16 protein-coding genes and 1 riboswitch are annotated in these 16,941 nt (G+C 64.0%); of the genes, 4 read left to right on the forward strand and 12 right to left on the reverse strand.

Features of this window, described 5'->3' with window-relative positions; all coding sequences use genetic code 11:
• Window positions 1-42: 42 nt before the first annotated feature.
• From JHW40_RS19625 to JHW40_RS19635, 3 genes are read left to right on the forward strand one after another with little or no spacing between them, the layout of a single operon-like run.
• On the forward strand, window positions 43-552 hold the full coding sequence (locus JHW40_RS19625; RefSeq protein WP_090610463.1) for a TRAP transporter small permease: 510 nt from the start codon (window positions 43-45) through the stop codon (window positions 550-552).
• The gene (locus JHW40_RS19630) at window positions 552-1,832 is read left to right on the forward strand and encodes a TRAP transporter large permease (RefSeq protein ID WP_090610462.1); all 1,281 of its coding nucleotides are present in this window, start codon (window positions 552-554) and stop codon (window positions 1,830-1,832) included. The genes JHW40_RS19625 and JHW40_RS19630 overlap by 1 nt, the downstream gene beginning before the upstream one ends.
• Window positions 1,833-1,842: 10 nt before the next feature.
• Complete coding sequence (locus JHW40_RS19635) at window positions 1,843-2,901, forward strand: L-idonate 5-dehydrogenase (RefSeq protein WP_090610461.1); 1,059 nt, start codon at window positions 1,843-1,845, stop codon at window positions 2,899-2,901.
• Window positions 2,902-2,934: 33 nt separating this feature from the next.
• Here the strand turns inward: JHW40_RS19635 and JHW40_RS19640 are convergent, their stop codons facing one another.
• The 8 genes from JHW40_RS19640 to JHW40_RS19675 form a co-directional block, all read right to left on the reverse strand.
• The gene (locus JHW40_RS19640) at window positions 2,935-4,575 is read right to left on the reverse strand and encodes a Na/Pi cotransporter family protein (protein ID WP_090610460.1); all 1,641 of its coding nucleotides are present in this window, start codon (window positions 4,573-4,575) and stop codon (window positions 2,935-2,937) included.
• A 119-nt stretch (window positions 4,576-4,694) separates the two neighbouring features.
• Complete coding sequence (locus tag JHW40_RS19645) at window positions 4,695-5,720, reverse strand: FecCD family ABC transporter permease (RefSeq protein ID WP_090610459.1); 1,026 nt, start codon at window positions 5,718-5,720, stop codon at window positions 4,695-4,697.
• A 1-nt stretch (window position 5,721) separates the two neighbouring features.
• Window positions 5,722-6,669: an ABC transporter substrate-binding protein gene (locus JHW40_RS19650; RefSeq protein ID WP_090610458.1), complete on the reverse strand. Its 948-nt coding sequence runs from the start codon at window positions 6,667-6,669 to the stop codon at window positions 5,722-5,724.
• Window positions 6,670-6,679: 10 nt separating this feature from the next.
• Window positions 6,680-7,456 (reverse strand): ABC transporter ATP-binding protein, encoded by a 777-nt coding sequence (locus tag JHW40_RS19655; RefSeq protein WP_090610457.1) that lies wholly within the window; start codon window positions 7,454-7,456, stop codon window positions 6,680-6,682.
• A 1-nt stretch (window position 7,457) separates the two neighbouring features.
• The gene (locus tag JHW40_RS19660) at window positions 7,458-9,608 is read right to left on the reverse strand and encodes a TonB-dependent receptor (RefSeq protein WP_244519101.1); all 2,151 of its coding nucleotides are present in this window, start codon (window positions 9,606-9,608) and stop codon (window positions 7,458-7,460) included.
• Window positions 9,609-9,718: 110 nt separating this feature from the next.
• Window positions 9,719-9,912: riboswitch (cobalamin riboswitch) on the reverse strand.
• A gap of 43 nt (window positions 9,913-9,955) precedes the next feature.
• On the reverse strand, window positions 9,956-10,756 hold the full coding sequence (locus JHW40_RS19665) for an ABC transporter permease (RefSeq protein ID WP_090610456.1): 801 nt from the start codon (window positions 10,754-10,756) through the stop codon (window positions 9,956-9,958).
• A complete protein-coding gene (locus JHW40_RS19670; protein ID WP_090610455.1) occupies window positions 10,749-11,516 on the reverse strand; it encodes an ABC transporter ATP-binding protein in 768 nt (255 codons plus the stop codon). The genes JHW40_RS19665 and JHW40_RS19670 overlap by 8 nt, the downstream gene beginning before the upstream one ends.
• Window positions 11,517-11,519: 3 nt before the next feature.
• A complete protein-coding gene (locus tag JHW40_RS19675; RefSeq protein ID WP_090610454.1) occupies window positions 11,520-12,542 on the reverse strand; it encodes an ABC transporter substrate-binding protein in 1,023 nt (340 codons plus the stop codon).
• A gap of 431 nt (window positions 12,543-12,973) precedes the next feature.
• Here JHW40_RS19675 and thpD point away from each other — a divergent pair, with 431 nt between their 5' ends.
• Window positions 12,974-13,900, forward strand: a complete 927-nt coding sequence (thpD, locus tag JHW40_RS19680) for an ectoine hydroxylase (protein ID WP_090610453.1) — start codon at window positions 12,974-12,976, stop codon at window positions 13,898-13,900.
• Between the two features lie 50 nt (window positions 13,901-13,950).
• On the opposite strand, the gene JHW40_RS19685 is transcribed toward thpD, so the two are convergent.
• Genes JHW40_RS19685 through JHW40_RS19700 form a run of 4 tightly spaced genes read right to left on the reverse strand, consistent with a single transcriptional unit; the run spans window position 13,951 to window position 16,905 of the window.
• Entirely contained in the window at window positions 13,951-14,724 is a 774-nt protein-coding gene (locus JHW40_RS19685) for an amino acid ABC transporter ATP-binding protein (protein ID WP_090610452.1), read from the reverse strand.
• 1 nt (window position 14,725) lies between these two features.
• Window positions 14,726-15,388: an amino acid ABC transporter permease gene (locus JHW40_RS19690; protein WP_090610451.1), complete on the reverse strand. Its 663-nt coding sequence runs from the start codon at window positions 15,386-15,388 to the stop codon at window positions 14,726-14,728.
• A complete protein-coding gene (locus tag JHW40_RS19695) occupies window positions 15,388-16,035 on the reverse strand; it encodes an amino acid ABC transporter permease (RefSeq protein ID WP_090610450.1) in 648 nt (215 codons plus the stop codon). The genes JHW40_RS19690 and JHW40_RS19695 overlap by 1 nt, the downstream gene beginning before the upstream one ends.
• Before the next feature lie 51 nt (window positions 16,036-16,086).
• A complete protein-coding gene (locus JHW40_RS19700; RefSeq protein ID WP_090610449.1) occupies window positions 16,087-16,905 on the reverse strand; it encodes a transporter substrate-binding domain-containing protein in 819 nt (272 codons plus the stop codon).
• Between the last annotated feature and the right edge of the window lie 36 nt (window positions 16,906-16,941).

Genomic DNA, 16,941 nt, shown 5'->3' on the forward strand with positions numbered 1-16,941 from the left:
GGCGGCCAACCCGGCTTGGCCGCCGACAAAGGTCTGTAACTGATGCAAAAACTGGCTTTCCTGCAACGCCTTCTGGCGTTTGTCAGCCGGGCGGCGGTGGGGGTTTCATTCTTCGCGCTGATCGCCGTCGTCACGATCCAGATCGTGACCCGAACCTTCGGGCTGCCCTCGCCGGTCTGGACCGAAGAGCTTTCGCGTTACCTGCTGTTGTACATGGTGGCCTTTGGCATCGGCCTGTCGCTGATGACCGGAGAACTGGTCAACGTGGATCTGTTGCAGGAAACCGTGCCGGAAAGCGTCGCCTGGGTGATGCGCCTTGTCGCCACGGTCCTGACCGGAATTCTGGGTGCGGTGATGATCCTGCCTGCATGGCGGTTCACCAAAATCGGCTCGTTCCAGCAATCACCAAGCCTGCGCTGGCCGATGGACATCATTCATGCGTCGATCCTGGTGCTTTCGGTCCTGCTTTGCCTGTTTGCGCTGCTGCGTGTGATCTCGATGCTTGCGGGCGTCGATGACGGGCGCCCCCAACCTGTCGAGGATTTCGAATAATGGAGCTTTTCCTGCTTCTGGCCACGTTCTTCGGGACGCTCGCCATTGGTGTGCCGGTTGCGATATGCCTTGGCCTGTCGTCTCTGGCCTATATTCTTGCGGCGGGGCTGCCGGTCGTCATCATCCCGCAGCGCATGTATGCGGGCATGGATGTGTTCGTGCTGCTGTGCATCCCCGGCTTCATTCTTGCCGGGAACCTGATGAATTTCGGCGGCATCACCGAACGGATCATCCGGCTGGCGAATGCCTTGGTCGGCTGGATGCGCGGCGGGCTGGCGATGGCGAATGTTGCGGATTCGATGATGTTCGGCGGCGTGTCGGGCACCGCAGTCGCCGATGTGGCCGCGACCGGGGGCGTGATGATCCCCGGGATGAAGAAGTCCGGCTATCCGGCGGATTTCTCGGCGGCGATCACGGCGGCCTCTTCGACGGTGGGACCGATGCTGCCCCCCAGCGTGCCGATGATCATCGTGGGCGCGCTGTCGGGCATTTCGGTCGGGCAACTGTTCCTTGCCGGGGCGGTGCCGGGTGTGCTGATGGGGATCGGCATGGGGATCACCTGCTATATCCTTGCCATTCGCCGCAACTTTCCGCGGCAGGCATGGAAGGGCTGGGGGGAACTGCTGGCCGCCTTCCTTGCCGCCTTTTGGGCGCTGGCCATGACCGGCCTGATCATCGGCGGGCTGCTGACCGGGGTGGCCACACCCACGGAAACGGCCATCGTGGCCTGCATCTATGCCTTCATCATCGGCGCTTTCGTCTATCGCGAATTGCCGATCCGCGCGGTGCCGCGCATTGTCATCAACAGCGCGGTTTCCTCGGCGGGGATCCTTGCGCTGGTGGGCTTTGCCAATGTCTTCGGCTCGATCCTCGCGTCCGAGCGGATCCCGCAACTGCTGGTCCGCACGGTCCTGTCGATCACCGAGAACCCGATTCTGGTGATCCTGCTGATCAATATCCTGCTGCTGATCATCGGCATGTTCATGGAGACCATTGCCGCGCTGATCATCCTGTTCGTGCCGCTGCTGGGACTGGCGACCAGCGTCGGCATCGATCCGCTGCATTTCGCGACTTTCGCGGTTCTGAACCTGATGATCGGTCTGACGACACCGCCAGTCGGGGTCTGTCTGTTCGTCGCCTGCAATATTGCGCGGGTGCCACTGGCGGGGGTGATCCGGGCGGTGATTCCGTTCCTGATCTCGAACATCATCGTGCTGCTGATGGTCTCTTACTATCCGCCCTTCGCGACCTGGCTGCCGACCACCCTGATGGGCCAATAGGGAAAAACCGATGAAAACCCGTGTTTGCAGGCTGCATGGCCAAGGCGATATCCGCATCGAGGAAATTGACGTGGCGGCCCCCGGTCCCGGTCAGGTTCTGATCGCGATGGGTGCGGGCGGGATCTGCGGGTCGGATCTGCATTACTTCAAGGATGGTGGCTTCGGTCCCATCCGCGTGCAAGAGCCGATCATTCTGGGCCACGAGGTCGCGGGCACCATCCGTGGCCTTGGGTCCGGGGTCGAGGGGCTGGCGGAAGGCGAACGCGTTGCGATCAATCCCAGCCGCCCATGCAACGCCTGCACCTATTGCCGGCAGGGGTTGCAGCAACATTGCCTGACCATGCGCTTTTTCGGTTCTGCCCTGCGGTTCCCGCACGAGCAGGGCGGTTTTCGCGACCTGATGGTGGTGGATGCCGCGCAATGCGTGCGGCTGGAAAACCCCGAGGTCTCGCTGGCCGAGGCCGCCTGCGCCGAACCGCTGGCGGTCTGTCTGCATGCGCTTGAACGTGCCGGGACCAGTGCGGGCAATCTGGCGGGGAAACGGGTGCTGGTCACCGGGGCGGGTCCGATCGGGGCGCTGACCGTTGCCGCCCTGCGCCATGCCGGGGCCGAGCAGATCGTCGTCACCGATCTGGAGGATTACCCGCTGGATATCGCCCGCCGCATGGGCGCGACCGAAACCATCAACATCCGCACCCAGCCCGACCTGCTGGCGGGCTATGCCACTGGCAAGGGGCATTTCGATGTCGCATTCGAATGTTCCGCTGCCGCCCCGGCGATCAGGGCCGCCATTCAGGCGACCCGCCCGCAGGGGACGGTTGTGGCCGTGGGGGTCGCGGGCGAGGTTGCGGTGCCGCTGAACCTCATCGTCGGCAAAGAGATCGCCTTTATCGGAACGCATCGCTTTACGGCGGAATATGCGGCTGCGGTGCGGATGATCGACCGTCGCGCCATTGATGTCCGGGCCATCATCAGTGCGACCCATGATATCGGTTCGGCCCTTGTGGCCTTCGATATGGCGCAGGACCGTTGCCGCGCGATCAAGGTGCAGCTGTCCTTTGCATCCTGAGGCGTGACACCGGGGCGGATGCGCCCCGGCGTTTCAAGCTTCGGTCCCGTGCGAGCGCAGGCGGCTTTCGACCAGCAATCCCTCTTCGTCCAGTATCGGATAGGCGACCGAGACCGCATGGGCGTTGATCCGCTTCAGGTCCCGCAGGATATCCAGATGCAGGGACGACGTTTCGCGGCTTGCCGATGTGCCGTCGCGCAGGCGGATCAGGTGCCGTTCCGAGGATTGCTTCTCGAAATTGCGGATATCGACCTTCAACTCGACCAGTTTGCGCGCCATTTCCCGGTCGCTGGTCATGAACACCGTCTGGGCCATGCGCAGGTTTTCCTGCGTCATCAGGAACATCCGCTCCAGTTCGCCATAACCGTCATCCGAGAAACGCAGCCCGAAACCCGCCTTCTTGCGAACGTCCGGGCACAGCCCCTTGTCGATGATGTCGCCGATATGTTCGAGGTTGATGACGTAATCGAGGATGTTGATCGCCCGCCGCCGCTCTTCCTCGGTGCCGTGGGCGCCAAGCCGGGACAGATAGTTCTTGACCTCTTGCTGGCGCCGGTCGATGCGCTGTTCCAGCTCGACCACCTCGGCCAGATAGCTGGTGTCGTTGGTCCGGAATGCGGTCAATGTCTGGATCATCATCCTTTCGGCCAGATCGCCGATGGCCAGCACCTCGCGGCTGGCGCCGGTCAGTGCCAGAAGCGGCGTGCCCAGCTGCGTCTCGTCCAGCCACAGGCTGGCTTCGGCCTCGATCGGCTCCTCATCGGGCAATTGACTTAGGAGGATCCGGGCAATCAGCCCGACAAAGGGCCACAGCACCACGGTCAGGGCGAGGTTGAAGATCAGATGCGCCTCGACCGCCAGTCCGGTGGGCTGGAATGGCAGGGTTTCCAGCAGATGCCCGATCTGTCCGGCGAAGGGAAAGGCCAGCAGACAGCCAAGCGCCCGCACCAGCAGGTTTCCCGTCGTCAGGCGTCGCGAGGCCGGGCCATCGGCGGTGGTGGCCAGCACCGGCGGCACCGCGCCGCCCAGATTGGCCCCCAGCACCATGATGACGGCCAGTTCCGGCGGCAGCGCCAGTGACAGCACCAGCAGCACCGCCGCCAGCGAGGATGAACAAAGCACCGCGATCACCGCCGACAGCGCCAGCGCGGCCAGCGGCGCGCTGTGCAGAACCGGCAGGAAGGCCGCAAGCTCGGTCGAATCGCGGATCGGCGCGGTGGCATGTTCCAGCAGGCTGAGCGAGATCAGCATCAGCCCGATTCCGATGAAGGCATGGCCGCCCCCGGTCCAGATCGCGCCCTTCCGCCGCCGCAGGACATAGCCGATCAGGATCAGCACCGGGGCGAATTCGCTGATCCCGGTGGAAATGATCAGGGCCGTCAGCGCGGTTCCGACATTCGCGCCCAGCAGCACGAATTGCGCCATCTTGCCGCTGATCATGCCGCGCTTGACGAAGGACGCGCTCAGCAGCGCCGTCGCGGTCGAGGATTGCAGTCCCAGCGTCGCGATCAGGCCCGACAGGAAGGCCCGCGGACTGGTTTGAGTCCCGAAGCCCAGGATCATCTTCATGCGCAGGCCGAAGGCCTCGTCCATGCCGCTGCGCACCAGCGACAACCCGAACAGCAGCAAGGCCACCGATCCAGCCATTTGCAGAAGAACATTGACCGAGCTCATCGTGATTCCCTTGGATGACGACCGCGTCGCCAATTGGTCAGCTTATCAACAAACCTTCAACAGCAACGGCCAAACTGCAGACAAGGCGCAAGGAAGGCAACAGATCGCCGCTTGCGGCGTCAGCCGCGCTGTCGGGTCAGCAGAGCGATGAAGAACAACCCGCCGATCAGTCCGGTCACCACCCCGATGGGCATGTCGTTGGGGGCGGTCAGCCGCCGCGCCACGACATCGGCCAGCACCAGAAAGATTGCCCCCAGAATCGCGCTGGCGGGCAGGACGCGGCGATTGTCTCCGCCGATCAGCAGCCGCGCGATATGCGGCATCATCAGCCCGACAAAGCCGATCATTCCGGAAAAGGCGACCAGCACGCCGGTCAGAAAGGCGCTGACGGTCAGGATCAGGATGCGCAACCGGCGCACATTGACGCCAAGGGTTGCCGCGCTTTCATCACCCATGGCCAGTGCGTTCAGCGGTTCGGCAAAGCGCAGGAACACCACCCCGCTGAACAGCAGGGCCACGGCGGGAAAGATCAGATTGCCCCATTGCGCAAGGCCGAATCCCCCCAGCATCCAGAACACGACGGAACTGATCGCGCGGGGATCGGCCAGCATGATCAGCACGTTGCTGCCCGCCGCGATGACGAAGGACACCGCCAGCCCGGCCAGCACCAGCCGCGTGGGGCCGGTGCTGTGGGTGAAGCCCGCGACCGAGACCACGATGCCGGTGGCTGCCAGCGCCCCGGCAAAGGCCAGCAGCGGCACGGTAAAGACGCCCAGCAGGTTGCCCAGCATCAGGATCGCCAGATTGGCCCCGAAGCCCGCCCCGGCGGACACGCCCAGCAGATGCGGATCGGCCAGCGGATTTCGCGTCACGCTTTGCATTACCGCCCCCGCCATGCCCAGCCCGGCGCCGACCATCGCCGCCAGCAGGGCGCGCGGCAGGCGCAGATCCCAGATGATGTTGGCCCGCCCTTCGGTCCAGTCGGGCGTCACTGGCAGCAGCGACAGCTTGTGCAGCACGACCCGCCAGACCGTGCCCGCCGGGATCGGGGTCGAGCCGATGCTGACCGACAGCGTGACCGAGACGAAGCACAGGGCCAGCCCGATGATGCAGACCAAGGCAAAGCGCTGTCGCAGGAAATCCATCTCAACCACCGTGAAGGAAATCGGCCAGACGCTCGACCGCGAGGATATTGCGCGGGCCGGGGGTCAGGTCGTCATAGCCCAGCACCAGAAAGCGGTCGTCGCGGATCGCGGCGATATGGGCAAAGGCGGGGTGGTCCTTCATGAAGGCGATCTTTTCGGCGGCCGTAACCTCTCCGTAATCGACGATCACGACCACCTGCGGATCGCGTTCGGCGACGGTTTCCCAGTCGATGCGGACCCAGCTGTTCTGGATATCTCCGGCGATATTGGTGCCGCCCGCCGCCTCCATGATCGCCTGCGGCATGGCATAGCCGCCCGCGGTGATGGGCACCTTGTCGCCGGAATCATAGATGAAGATGCGGGGCCGCTGATCCTGCGCGGCGACCTTTTGGGCCACGCGGTCAAGTCGGGCGCGGTAATCCGCGATCAGCGCATCCGCCCGTTCCGTCACGCCGAAGATCGCCGCCAGATTTTCCAGATCGCGGAACAGATAGTCGAAGCCGGGCCGGTTCTTCTGCCCCAGCCGGATGCAGGATTCCGACAGCTCATAGACCGGGATGCCAAAGCGGGCCAGACTGTCGGGGGTGACCTCTCCGCCGACGCGCATGCCATAGCTCCAGCCCGCGAAATAGAAATCCGTTTCTTCCTCCAGCAGCACCTCCAGCGTCGGGTAATCGCGTTGCAGCGGGCGCAGGGCTGCGGCGGCGGGGAACAGATCGGTCGCGGCCTGAACCCGCTCGATCCGGCCGCTATAGCCCAGCATCCGATCCTCCAACCCCAGCGCAAGCATGATCTCGACCAGGTTCGAGCCGTGGGCGATGGCACGTTCGGGCGGGGCGTCAAAGCTGATCTGACGGTCGCAACTGGTGACGGTGACGGGGAAGTCGGCGCCGGTGGCGGGCAGGGTGGTCAGGCAAAGGGCGGCAAGGGTGGCGAAAAGGCGGGTCATGGCGGGCCTTTCAAGGCAGCAGATCGAAGGAAAAACGTGGTCTGCCGGTCCGGGGATGGCAGTCGATATCGGCGGCGACTTCGAAGGCGGTGCGGATGGTGTCCGGCGTCAGCACCGCCTTGGGGGGACCGAGCGCGCAGATGCGGCCGTCGCGCATGACCAGCACCTGATCGGCCAGCGCGGCGGCAAGGTTCAGGTCGTGCAGCGTGACCAGGACGGTCATGTCCAGACGCCGCAGCATCTGAATGATCTCAAGCTGATGGCGGATATCCAGATGGTTCGTCGGCTCGTCCAGCACGATCAGTTGCGGCTGCTGGACGATGGCGCGGGCCAGCAGGGCGCGCTGCTTTTCGCCCCCCGACAACCCGCTGAAGGGCCGGTCGGCGAAATCCGCCAGCTCGAAATCGGACAGGGCCTGTGCGATGATCGCGTCATCCGCCCTGCGGCGCGAAAACAGGCTGTCGTGATGGGGGATGCGGCCCATCGCCACGACCTCTTGCACGGTAAAGGCGAAATCGGGCGCGACCTCTTGCAGGACTGCCGCGATCAGGCGTGCGGAATCGCGCGCGGGGATCTGCCAGATATCGCGCCCGCCGACCATGACTTGCCCGGCATCGGGGCGGTTCTGGCGATAGATGCTGCGCAGCAGTGTCGATTTCCCCGCCCCGTTCGCACCGACGATCACCGTGGTCGAACCGGCGGATACATCAAAGCTGATCTCTTCGATGATCCGCCGGGCGGGATGCGGGCCCCAGCACAGGCCCCGCACCTTCAGATCCTGGGCCATCCTAGAAGGTGACGTGGAAATCGAGCGATGCGCTGCGCGGCGGTGCCAGCAGCCATTGGGTCGCCCCGCCCGAGGTCGCATAAAGCCGGTCGGTCAGGTTATGGATGTTCAGGTCCAGGCTCATGTTCTCGCGCGGCTTCCATTGCAGCCCGGCATTGACCACGGTGTAGGACGGGCGCGTGGTGGTGTTGGCGTCATTGGTGAAAACCTCGCTCACGTAATGCGCGCCGGCGCGGGCCACCCAACCCTCGGCAAAGGCCCATGATCCCCAGATATTGGCCACGCGGCGCGGGGTATTCGGGGGACGGTTGCCGGAATAATCACCCGCCGATTGCAGGTAATCGTCATAGCGCGGCGAGATCAGCGCCCCGTTCACGTCGATGCGCAGGGTCGGGGTGATTTCGAACCCGACAGCCGCCTCGACCCCCTTGGCGCTTTGCTGCCCGATCTGCAAGGTGATGTTCGGGTCATCGGGGTCGCGGGCCAGCAGATCGTTCTTGACGATCCGGTAAGCCGCCAGCGTGGCATCGCCGCGCCCGTCCATAAAGCCGAACTTGATGCCGACTTCCTGCTGTCGCGCCTTGGTCAGCTTCAGATCCGCCTGACTTTCGGACAGCGACAGGACATTCCCGATCGGTTCGGCCGCGCGGGAATATTGCGCATAGATGGCGACATCGGGCACCGGGTTATAGACCGCGCCCAACCGCCAGCTGGTGGAATCCAGCCGGTGGACAAAGGCCGGATCGACGCGGCTGACGCGCAGATTGTCATAGCGCAGCCCGCCGACGAGTGCCCATTGGTCGTTGATCTGCAACCGGTTGTCGATGAACAGCGCATATTGATCGGTGGTCGTATCGGCGGTGGTCGCCATGTCATGCGGCCCGAAGGAACCCGGCTGCGGATTGAGGAAATCCACCTCCGACTCGCCCGGATAGGGTGAGTTGTTGGTGTTCCTGAACTTGATCCGGTTCACGTCGAAACCGATGGTGGTGGTGTTTTCCATCCCGCCGGGCGTGGTCTGGATGGTGGCGTCGGTGCGGTTGCCGATCTGTTCCAGATCATGGTTGATCGCGATATAGAACTGCCGCAGCACATCGCCGGTTTCGGGGCGATAGAGGTAATCCTCGACATTGCGCCAGTTGCGGTCGCTGGTCAGGTAATAGCTGTTGCTGCGGATCGTCACGTTATCCGCAGGCGTCCATTCGGCCCGCAACTGGGTATAGGCGTCCTTGAAGCGGACCAGATCGTCGCCGACATTGTAATTGCGATCACGCACGCGTTCGTCGATGCGACCATCGACCAGTGGCGTTCCGAAATAGCTGCCCGGCCTGTTGTCGCCATAATCATGGGACAGCGTCAGCGCCAGATCCTCGGTCGCCTGCCAGCGCAGCGCCGCCGACAGCGACAGGCTGGAGGTGTCGTTGCGGTCCAGCCAGCCATCCGCTGCCGCGCCATTGACGTCGAAGCTGTAGGCAAGAACCTCGTTGATCGGGCCGGCGCTGCCGAAGGCCAGTCCGCGCTGGCCGTCTGTACCCACCGTCGCGCGGATCTCGTTCCGGCTGCGGTCGGTCAGGGGACGTTTCGGGATGATATTGATGGCGCCGCCGACGCCGCCTTCGCCGTAAAGGACCGAGGCGGGACCGCTGAGGATCTCGATCCGCTCCACGCTCCAGCTGTCGAAGGGAAAGGTGATGGTGCCCGACCCCGGATATAACCGGGTGCCGTCATAAAGCCGCGTGACCGAGGCATGACCGTTGAAGCCCCGCATGCTGAACGAGGTGCCGCCATTGCCCGGAGACCCGTGAAAGCTGATGCCGGTGCCGTTCTGGGCGATGGCCTGATTGACATCGCGCTGCCCGCGCTGCCGGATGGTCTGCGCCCCGATCACCTGCACGCTGGCAGGGGTGTCGAAGGAACTCAGCCCCAGACGGCTGCCCGCGGTGGAAGGCGTCTGAATATCCAGACCCGCGCCAAAGGACAGTCCTTCGACGGTGATCGTGTCCAGCACCAGATCATCCTGCGCGGCGGCGGGCGATGCCGTACCGATCAGCAGGGCCAGCAGGGCCGCGCTGCGGTTTCGGATATGGGCATGAGCGGAGATATTGTCCTGCGCGCGACGGCGCGTGGACCGGAAAGCGGATTGATGGCGCACGAATGTGGCTCCAGCGATAGGTTCACCGTCACTGCAAACGCGACATCCGGTTGCCCGCCATCTGCGGGCGGATGACTGTCCCACCGGGGCACCCCGCCCGATGTGTTCACGCGTGACAACGGCTGACGGCAGGTCTCCTGGCTTGCGGGTCAACACCATTTGCCGCCTTCCCGGGATCGCACCCAGTGGCCGTTGGCAAAGGCTCTCCGCCTACAGTTGCGGGGGCAGCCGCAGCATGGGACAAGCGTCCGCACTGCGTTCCCTTTTCATTCCGAAATCGGAAACCGTCACGGGTGCGTGTAGTGACGCGCACCCGGCGCGTCAACTCTGTTATGGTCGGGGTTGTGTCATCGCCAGTTGATGAAGGAACGCTCGACCCAGCCGATCACGGCGTTCACGATCAGGCCCATCAGCGACAGGATGGTGACCCCCGCGAACAGCTTTTCCAGATCATAAAGCGACCCGGCTTCGAGGATATAGGAGCCGACGCCATAGCGCGCGCCCAGCATCTCGGCCGCGACCAGCAGGATGATGGCGATCGAGATCGACACCCGCAGGCCCGACAGGATCGCGGGGAAGGCGCCCGGCAGCACGATCTTGCGAACGATGGACAGCCAGCTCATCCCGAAGCTTTGCCCCATGCGGATCAGGGTGCGGTCAACATTGTCCACCGCGCCATAGGTCGCGACCACCGTGGGGGTGAAGGTGCCAAAGGCGATCAGGGCGTATTTCGACGCCTCGTCGATGCCGAACCAGATCACGAACAGCGGCAGCAGCGCGATCTTGGGGATCGGGAACAGTGCCGCCACCAGCGGCACCAGACCGGCGCGAACAAGGCTGAACAGCCCGATCATCACCCCCAGCCCGATCCCGGCGGCCAGCCCCAGACTGCCGCCCACCAGCAGCCGCTGCAACGAGGGCAGAAGATGCGTCCATAACAGGCCGGTATCCCACAGCCGGTAAAGCGTGCCGAACACGGCCGAGGGGCGGGGCAGGGTCAGCGCCGAAATCCAGCCGCTGCGGGTGCCGATCTCGGCTACGATCAGCAGCAGGGCGAACAGCGCGATGGCCACGCCGCGGATCGGCACGGGCTGGAACCCGCCGCCCCGGAAGGGGACCGGGCGGGCGGTTTGCGTGCTGTTATCCATCAAGCAGTTCCTGATCGGCGGCGCGTGCCTCGTCCCGCATCAGGTCCCACAGATGGGCCTGCCGGTCCTCCAGCGCGGGATGGCCAAGATGACGTTCGGACAAGGGGATGTCGATATCGACGATTTCCCGCACCTGACCGGGGCGGCGCGACAGCACCACGACCCGGTGGCCAAGGCGGACGGCCTCGTTCAGGTTATGGGTGACATAGACCGAGGTGAAGGGCTTGCGGATCCACAGCGCGACCAGATCGTCCATCAGCAATTCGCGGGTCTGGCTGTCCAGCGCCGACAGAGGTTCATCCATCAGCATGACGGCGGGGCGCACCGCCAGCGCCCGGCTGATCGCCACCCTTTGCCGCATCCCGCCCGACAGCTGCTTGGGCAGGGCCTTGCGGAACTCGCTGAGCCGGGTGCGGGCCAGAACGTCGGTAACGATCTGGTCCATCTCCCGGCGCGACAATCCGTGATCCTCCAGCACCAGCCGGATATTCCCCTCGACCGTGCGCCACGGCAGCAGGGCGAAATGCTGGAACACATAGGTCAGCGGGTTCAGCGAATCCGCAGGCGGGGCGCCCAGTTGCAGCACCTGCCCGGACAGGGGCTGTTCCAGCCCGCCCAGAAAGCGCAGCAGCGTCGATTTCCCGCAGCCCGATGGGCCGATCAGGCAGACGATCTGCCCCTGCGGAATATCAAGCGAGATATCGCGCAGGACCTCGACCGGGCCATAGGAATGGCTGATGTTGCGAAGTTGCAGGTCCATGTCTCAGATGGTTTCGACGTAGGACGTATCCAGCAACTGTTCCCGCGTGACGCTCTGATCGACCATGTCTTCAGATTTATACCATTCAAGCTGTTCGATGATGCTGTCCTCGGCCAGCGCCAGACCTTCGTTGATGCGCTGCGCACCGTTGATCAGGTTTTCCTTCGCAACCTCGGCCGGGCTGTCGGTTTCCACATATTTGTGGACGATGGCGGCCAGTTCATCGACCTCTTCGGCGGGGGCGGTGCGGTCGATGAAGGCGGCGTTGTAATCGGCGATGGCGCGGGAATAGGCGGCGACGAAGGCGGTGACCAGCTCGCCCTCATTCGCGGCATTGCCGGTCGAGGTGAAGGCGGTCGTCACCTGATAGTTAGGCGCACAATCGGCCACCGTGCCGATCTGCTGCGCGGCGCCATCGGCCAGCAGCTTGGTCGCGATGCTGGGCTGGATCGCCCAGGCGTCGATCTGCCCGGTGGACAGCGCGCCGACCAGCGCCCCCAGCTTTTGCAGCGGGCGCAGATCGACCTCGGCCAGATCGACGCCATTGGCCTGCGCGATCTTGTGGGCCATGAAATGGAAGGACGACCCGGCGGTGGTGATGCCGAAGGACCGGCCCGCCAGTTGCGAGGGATCGGTCAACCCATCCTCGAACGCCTTGTTCGAGGCCAGCACCAGCGAACCGGGAGAGCCGGGCTTTTCGATCAGCGCACCACCGATCACCTTGACCGCGTCCTTCTGGGCCAGACTGATCAGCCCGCCGGTCATGGCGGTCACGCCGAAATCCGCGTCGCCCGAGGCGATGGCCACGGCCATGGGCTGCGCGGCTTCGAAGAACCTCAGATTCAGATCAATCCCGGCATCCTTGAAATAGCCGCGCTCCCACGCGATGAAGCTGGGCGCATGACTGCCCAGATGCAGCACCGCCATATTGCGGCTGGAGGCCAGCGCGGGCGTGCCAAGCGCGGCCGCAGCCCCCATGGCGCCCATGCCCAGAAGGGTTTGACGGCGGTTCAAAGCGATGGTCATGCCAGATCTCCTTGGATAGGCGCCCGGTGGCGGTGCCTGATATAACCCGGTCCGAAGGTCGCGCGCCACCGTTCTGTGTCAGAAAGCCGCGAAAACAGGTGCTGACGCGGGGTCGGTTCGTTGTCACCCGACTGGCGGTAAAGCGCCGCCCGGACGGCAGAACTATTGACGGCGGCGGTCGGGTTGGTTCTGGTGTCCTGTCTGCATTTTTCCACAGTTGGCCCGCACTCCCCTGTGCGGGCTTTGGTTTGCGCGGTCCGGTTCGACAGGCCGGGCGCCATCCGATAACCAATCGTTTTTATTATATAACAATATGTTATCTGGGACCGCGCCCCGAAGCATGGAGTTTCGGGCGCTGGTCATGTTAGGCTGCCTCCCGCCCGCGAAAACGACAGCGGGCCACATATCCGAACCAAAGAGAAGGAGAAGAAATGACACTCTCGGCCGTTCACAACCGACCTGACACCTATCCGACCCGATCGGCGCAAGAGGCCTGGTCGCAGCGCAAGGATCCGGTTTTCTGGGGGAAATGGACCCCCGCCGCGCCGCTGACCCGCGCCCAGACCGACGAATTCGAAAAGAATGGCTTTCTGGTCCTGCGCGACGTGTTTTCAGCCGCCGAGGTGGCACGGCTTCAGGATGAATCGCACCGGCTTCGGTCGGGCGATGCCCGCCTTGGCGCCGGGAATGTGGTGACCGAGCCCGGTTCCGACGCGGTCCGCACCATTTTCCGGCTGGAGGATGAAAGCGCGCTTTTCAACCGTCTGGCGCGCGACGAACGGATCGCGGGCAAGGTCCGGTTTCTGCTGGATGACGATCTTTACCTTCATCAAAGCCGCCTCAACTACAAGCCCGGTTTTACCGGCAAGGAATTCTACTGGCATTCGGATTTCGAAACCTGGCACGCCGAGGATGGCATGCCGCGCATGCGGGCGATCTCGGCGTCGATCCTTCTGACCGACAATGATGCGCTGAACGGGCCGCTGATGCTGATGCCCGGATCGCATAAGCACTATGTGTCCTGCGCTGGCGAAACGCCGAAGGACAATCATAAGGCTTCGCTGAAAAAGCAGGAGGTCGGCGTGCCCAGCCCCTCCGCGCTGACCGAACTGGCCGACAGGTTAGGTATTGAATATGCCTCGGGTCCGGCGGGCACGGTGATCCTTTTCGAATGCAATACGATGCATGGCTCGAATGGCAATATCACGCCGTTTCCGCGCTCGAACGCGTTTTTCGTCTATAATGCGTGGTCCAATCGGGTCGAGGAACCGTTTGCCGCCGACCGGCCGCGCCCGGCCTTTCTGTCGCGCCGCGATCCGCAAGAGCCGATCAGGATCGTTTCGGGTGACATCGAATGATCCGGCGGTGGTGCAGGCGGTGATCTGCCTGCACACGCCCGGCTGGACACTCAGAAACTGTTGCGTTCGTGATAGGTGCGCAGGAAGGCATGGATGCGCGGGTCTTCGGGCTGGTGCAGGATGCGGCTGGGAACGTCCACGCCGACCAGTTCGCCCTTTTCCATGAAGGCCACCTGATCGGCGACATGGGCGGCAAAGCCCATCTCATGCGTCACCACCACCATTGTCATGCCCTCGGATGCCAGCGCCTTCATCACGTTCAGCACCTCGCCCACCAGTTCGGGGTCCAGCGCGCTGGTGGGTTCGTCGAACAGCATCAGCCGGGGTTCCATCGCAACGGCGCGGGCGATGGCCACGCGCTGTTGCTGGCCGCCCGACAGGCGCGAGGGGTGGTTGGCCATCTTGTCCGCCAGCCCGACCTTTTCCAGCGCCTCGGCGGCGCGCGTCTCGGCCTCGCGGCGGGGCAGGCCGCGCACGCGGATCAGCCCCTCGGCCACGTTTTGCAGCGCGGTCATATGCGGCCACAGGTTGAACTGCTGGAAAACCATGCCGATCGAGCGGCGCATCTCGCGCAGTTTGCGGGCGGACATTTTCCGGCCCGGCGCGTCATAGCCGATCAGCTGCCCGTCGATGCGGACCTCGCCGGAATCGTATTCCTCAAGAAAGTTGATGCAGCGCAGCAGGGTGGATTTTCCGGACCCCGATGGGCCGATCAGGCAGGTCACCTTGCCCGGCGGCACGGACATGCTGACATCTTTCAGCGCCTGAAACGGCCCATAGAACTTGTTGACGCGGCTGATCTCGACGGAAGAGGCTTGGACCATGTTACGGCCTTTCGATCAGGTGGCGGGTGATGCGGGTCTCCAGCCTGCGGCCGAAACGGGAAATCGTCTCGACCAGCAGCCAGAAGAACAGCGCCAGCACAAGGTTGGCTTCGAGATAGCGGAAGGTTTCGGTGGACATGCGCTGCACCTGATACATCAGTTCTGGGACCGTGATGATCGACAGGATTACGGTTTCCTTGGTCAGGATGATCGAGAAGTTGACCAGCGCAGGCAGGGCGGACACCAGCCCCAATGGCAGCAGGATACGGCGGATGATCGTGGGCTCTGCCATGCCGATGGCGCGGGCGGCCTCGATCTGGCCAAGCGGCACCGCACGAAAGCCCGAGCGGAAGATCTCGGCGAAATAGGGGCTGCCATAGACGGTCAGGCCAAGGATGCCCGCCGGCACCGCGTCCAGCCGCAGCCCGATCAGCGGCCCGCCGTAATAGAGAACGAACAGCTGGACCAGAAAGGGGGTGCCCCGGATCACCTCGATATAGACCTGCATCAGCCAGCGGATGGGGGCGGGGGCGTAACGCTGGATCAGCGCAATCACCAGCCCCAGAACCATCGAAAACGCCGTGCCCAGCAGCCAGCACATCACCGTCAGGCCAAAGCCGCGCAGCAGCATCGGGCCGTATTGAGCGAAAATCGACCACTCCATCACACGGCCATCCTGTGTTCGAGATAGCGCCCGATCGCGGCAAGGCACAGGTTGATCATCAGATAGATGCAGGCGGCGGCCAGATAGACCTCCATCGGGCGGAAGGTGGTGGCGGCCTGCGCCTGGGATGCGCGGGTGATCTCCATGATGCCGACGATGGACACCAGCGAGGATGCCTTGACCAGCAGGATCAGTTCATTGACCAGCGCGGGCAGTGACATGACCATTGCTTGCGGCAGGATCACCCGCGTCCAGACATGGCGCGGTCCCATGCCGATGGCGACGGCGGCCTCGGCCTGTCCGCGTGGCAGGGCGGCAATCGCGCCGCGCCAGATTTCCGAGATATAGGCGCTGGCGCAGATACCCACCGTCACCACGGCGGCGACCAGCGCGGGCACGTCGATGCCGATGACCGGCAGCAGGTAATACATCAGCAGCAGTTGCACCAGCAGCGGCACCCCGCGCAGAAAGCTGACCCACAGCGCGGCAAACCGGCGCAGCCAGATCCAGCGCGACATCGCCGAGATGCAGATCAGCGCGCCGATGACCAGCCCCAGCGCGATGCCCAGACCGGACACCAGCAGCGTATAGCGTGCGGCCCAGAAAAGCGGCTCGAAACTGGTCAGGAAGGTCGGGATGGAAAACATGGGCCCTCCGCCGTTTGAAAGGCGGGCAGGGGGTGTCCCTGCCCGTGGTCGTCACTCGGCCGCGACGTCCAGCGGCAGTTCGGTATAGGAACCCAGCCATTTTTCCTGAATCGCCTGAACGCGGCCATCCTCGGTCATTTTCTGGATCGCATCCCGGATCGCGGCGGCAAAGCTTTCGCTGGCCTCTTCCTTGCGCAGCACCCATGCGAAATAGGTGGGTTCACCGAACGAGGCAGGCTCGAACAGCGCGAAGGTTTCGGGGCGGTTCTTGACCAGATAGGTCAGGTTGGGCAGCGATCCGGCCACCGCATCCAGACGACCCGCGGCAAGGTCCGCATAGGCTTCGTCGGTGGTGCCGTATTCGCGGACATCGACCCCGCCAAGGGTTTCGCCATACGCCTGCAACTGGCGGAACTGCGCGGTGCCCTGCTGCACGCCGACGCGTTTGCCGGCGATATCCTCGGGCGTGCCGATGGCGTCGTTGGCCGCCGCGCGTACCAGCGACACGGTGGCATCGGCGATGGGCGGCGTGAAGGTGTAACGCTCCAGTCGTTCGGGGGTGATGGTGACGGGGGCGATCACGATGTCGAACTTGCCGACTTCAAGCCCCGGCAGCTCGGCCGTCCAGGGGATGTCCTGATAGACCGGCTCGACCCCGATTTCCTTGCTGACCTCGTCGAACAGGTCCTTGGTCATGCCCTCATAGGTGCCGTTCACCAGCATGTCGAAGGGAGCGTAATGCATGTCGGTCGCGGTGACAATCTTGCCCGCGGCCTGAATATCGGCAAGCTGGTCGGCCTGCGCGGCAGAGCCAAGCGTCAAGGCGGTCAGGCCGAACAGGGCGGCCCTGAGGCTGGTTTGGAAAGTCATGTCGTTCTCCTTGTTGGAAAGCTGGCGGGGCGGGTC

The organism is Paracoccus alcaliphilus, from assembly GCF_028553725.1.
In the GTDB taxonomy this organism is placed as follows: domain Bacteria; phylum Pseudomonadota; class Alphaproteobacteria; order Rhodobacterales; family Rhodobacteraceae; genus Paracoccus; species Paracoccus alcaliphilus.

Coding starts and splice junctions, on each gene's coding strand:
- JHW40_RS19685 (WP_090610452.1), bottom strand. CDS start 14,724: ATGGTCCAAGCCTCTTCCGTCGAGATCAGCCGCGTCAACAAGTTCTAT.
- JHW40_RS19650 (WP_090610458.1), bottom strand. CDS start 6,669: ATGACCCGCCTTTTCGCCACCCTTGCCGCCCTTTGCCTGACCACCCTG.
- JHW40_RS19640 (WP_090610460.1), bottom strand. CDS start 4,575: ATGAGCTCGGTCAATGTTCTTCTGCAAATGGCTGGATCGGTGGCCTTG.
- JHW40_RS19695 (WP_090610450.1), bottom strand. CDS start 16,035: ATGTTTTCCATCCCGACCTTCCTGACCAGTTTCGAGCCGCTTTTCTGG.
- JHW40_RS19625 (WP_090610463.1), top strand. CDS start 43: ATGCAAAAACTGGCTTTCCTGCAACGCCTTCTGGCGTTTGTCAGCCGG.
- JHW40_RS19635 (WP_090610461.1), top strand. CDS start 1,843: ATGAAAACCCGTGTTTGCAGGCTGCATGGCCAAGGCGATATCCGCATC.
- JHW40_RS19675 (WP_090610454.1), bottom strand. CDS start 12,542: ATGACCATCGCTTTGAACCGCCGTCAAACCCTTCTGGGCATGGGCGCC.
- JHW40_RS19665 (WP_090610456.1), bottom strand. CDS start 10,756: ATGGATAACAGCACGCAAACCGCCCGCCCGGTCCCCTTCCGGGGCGGC.
- JHW40_RS19700 (WP_090610449.1), bottom strand. CDS start 16,905: ATGACTTTCCAAACCAGCCTCAGGGCCGCCCTGTTCGGCCTGACCGCC.
- JHW40_RS19645 (WP_090610459.1), bottom strand. CDS start 5,720: ATGGATTTCCTGCGACAGCGCTTTGCCTTGGTCTGCATCATCGGGCTG.
- thpD (WP_090610453.1), top strand. CDS start 12,974: ATGACACTCTCGGCCGTTCACAACCGACCTGACACCTATCCGACCCGA.
- JHW40_RS19690 (WP_090610451.1), bottom strand. CDS start 15,388: ATGGAGTGGTCGATTTTCGCTCAATACGGCCCGATGCTGCTGCGCGGC.
- JHW40_RS19655 (WP_090610457.1), bottom strand. CDS start 7,456: ATGGCCCAGGATCTGAAGGTGCGGGGCCTGTGCTGGGGCCCGCATCCC.
- JHW40_RS19630 (WP_090610462.1), top strand. CDS start 552: ATGGAGCTTTTCCTGCTTCTGGCCACGTTCTTCGGGACGCTCGCCATT.
- JHW40_RS19670 (WP_090610455.1), bottom strand. CDS start 11,516: ATGGACCTGCAACTTCGCAACATCAGCCATTCCTATGGCCCGGTCGAG.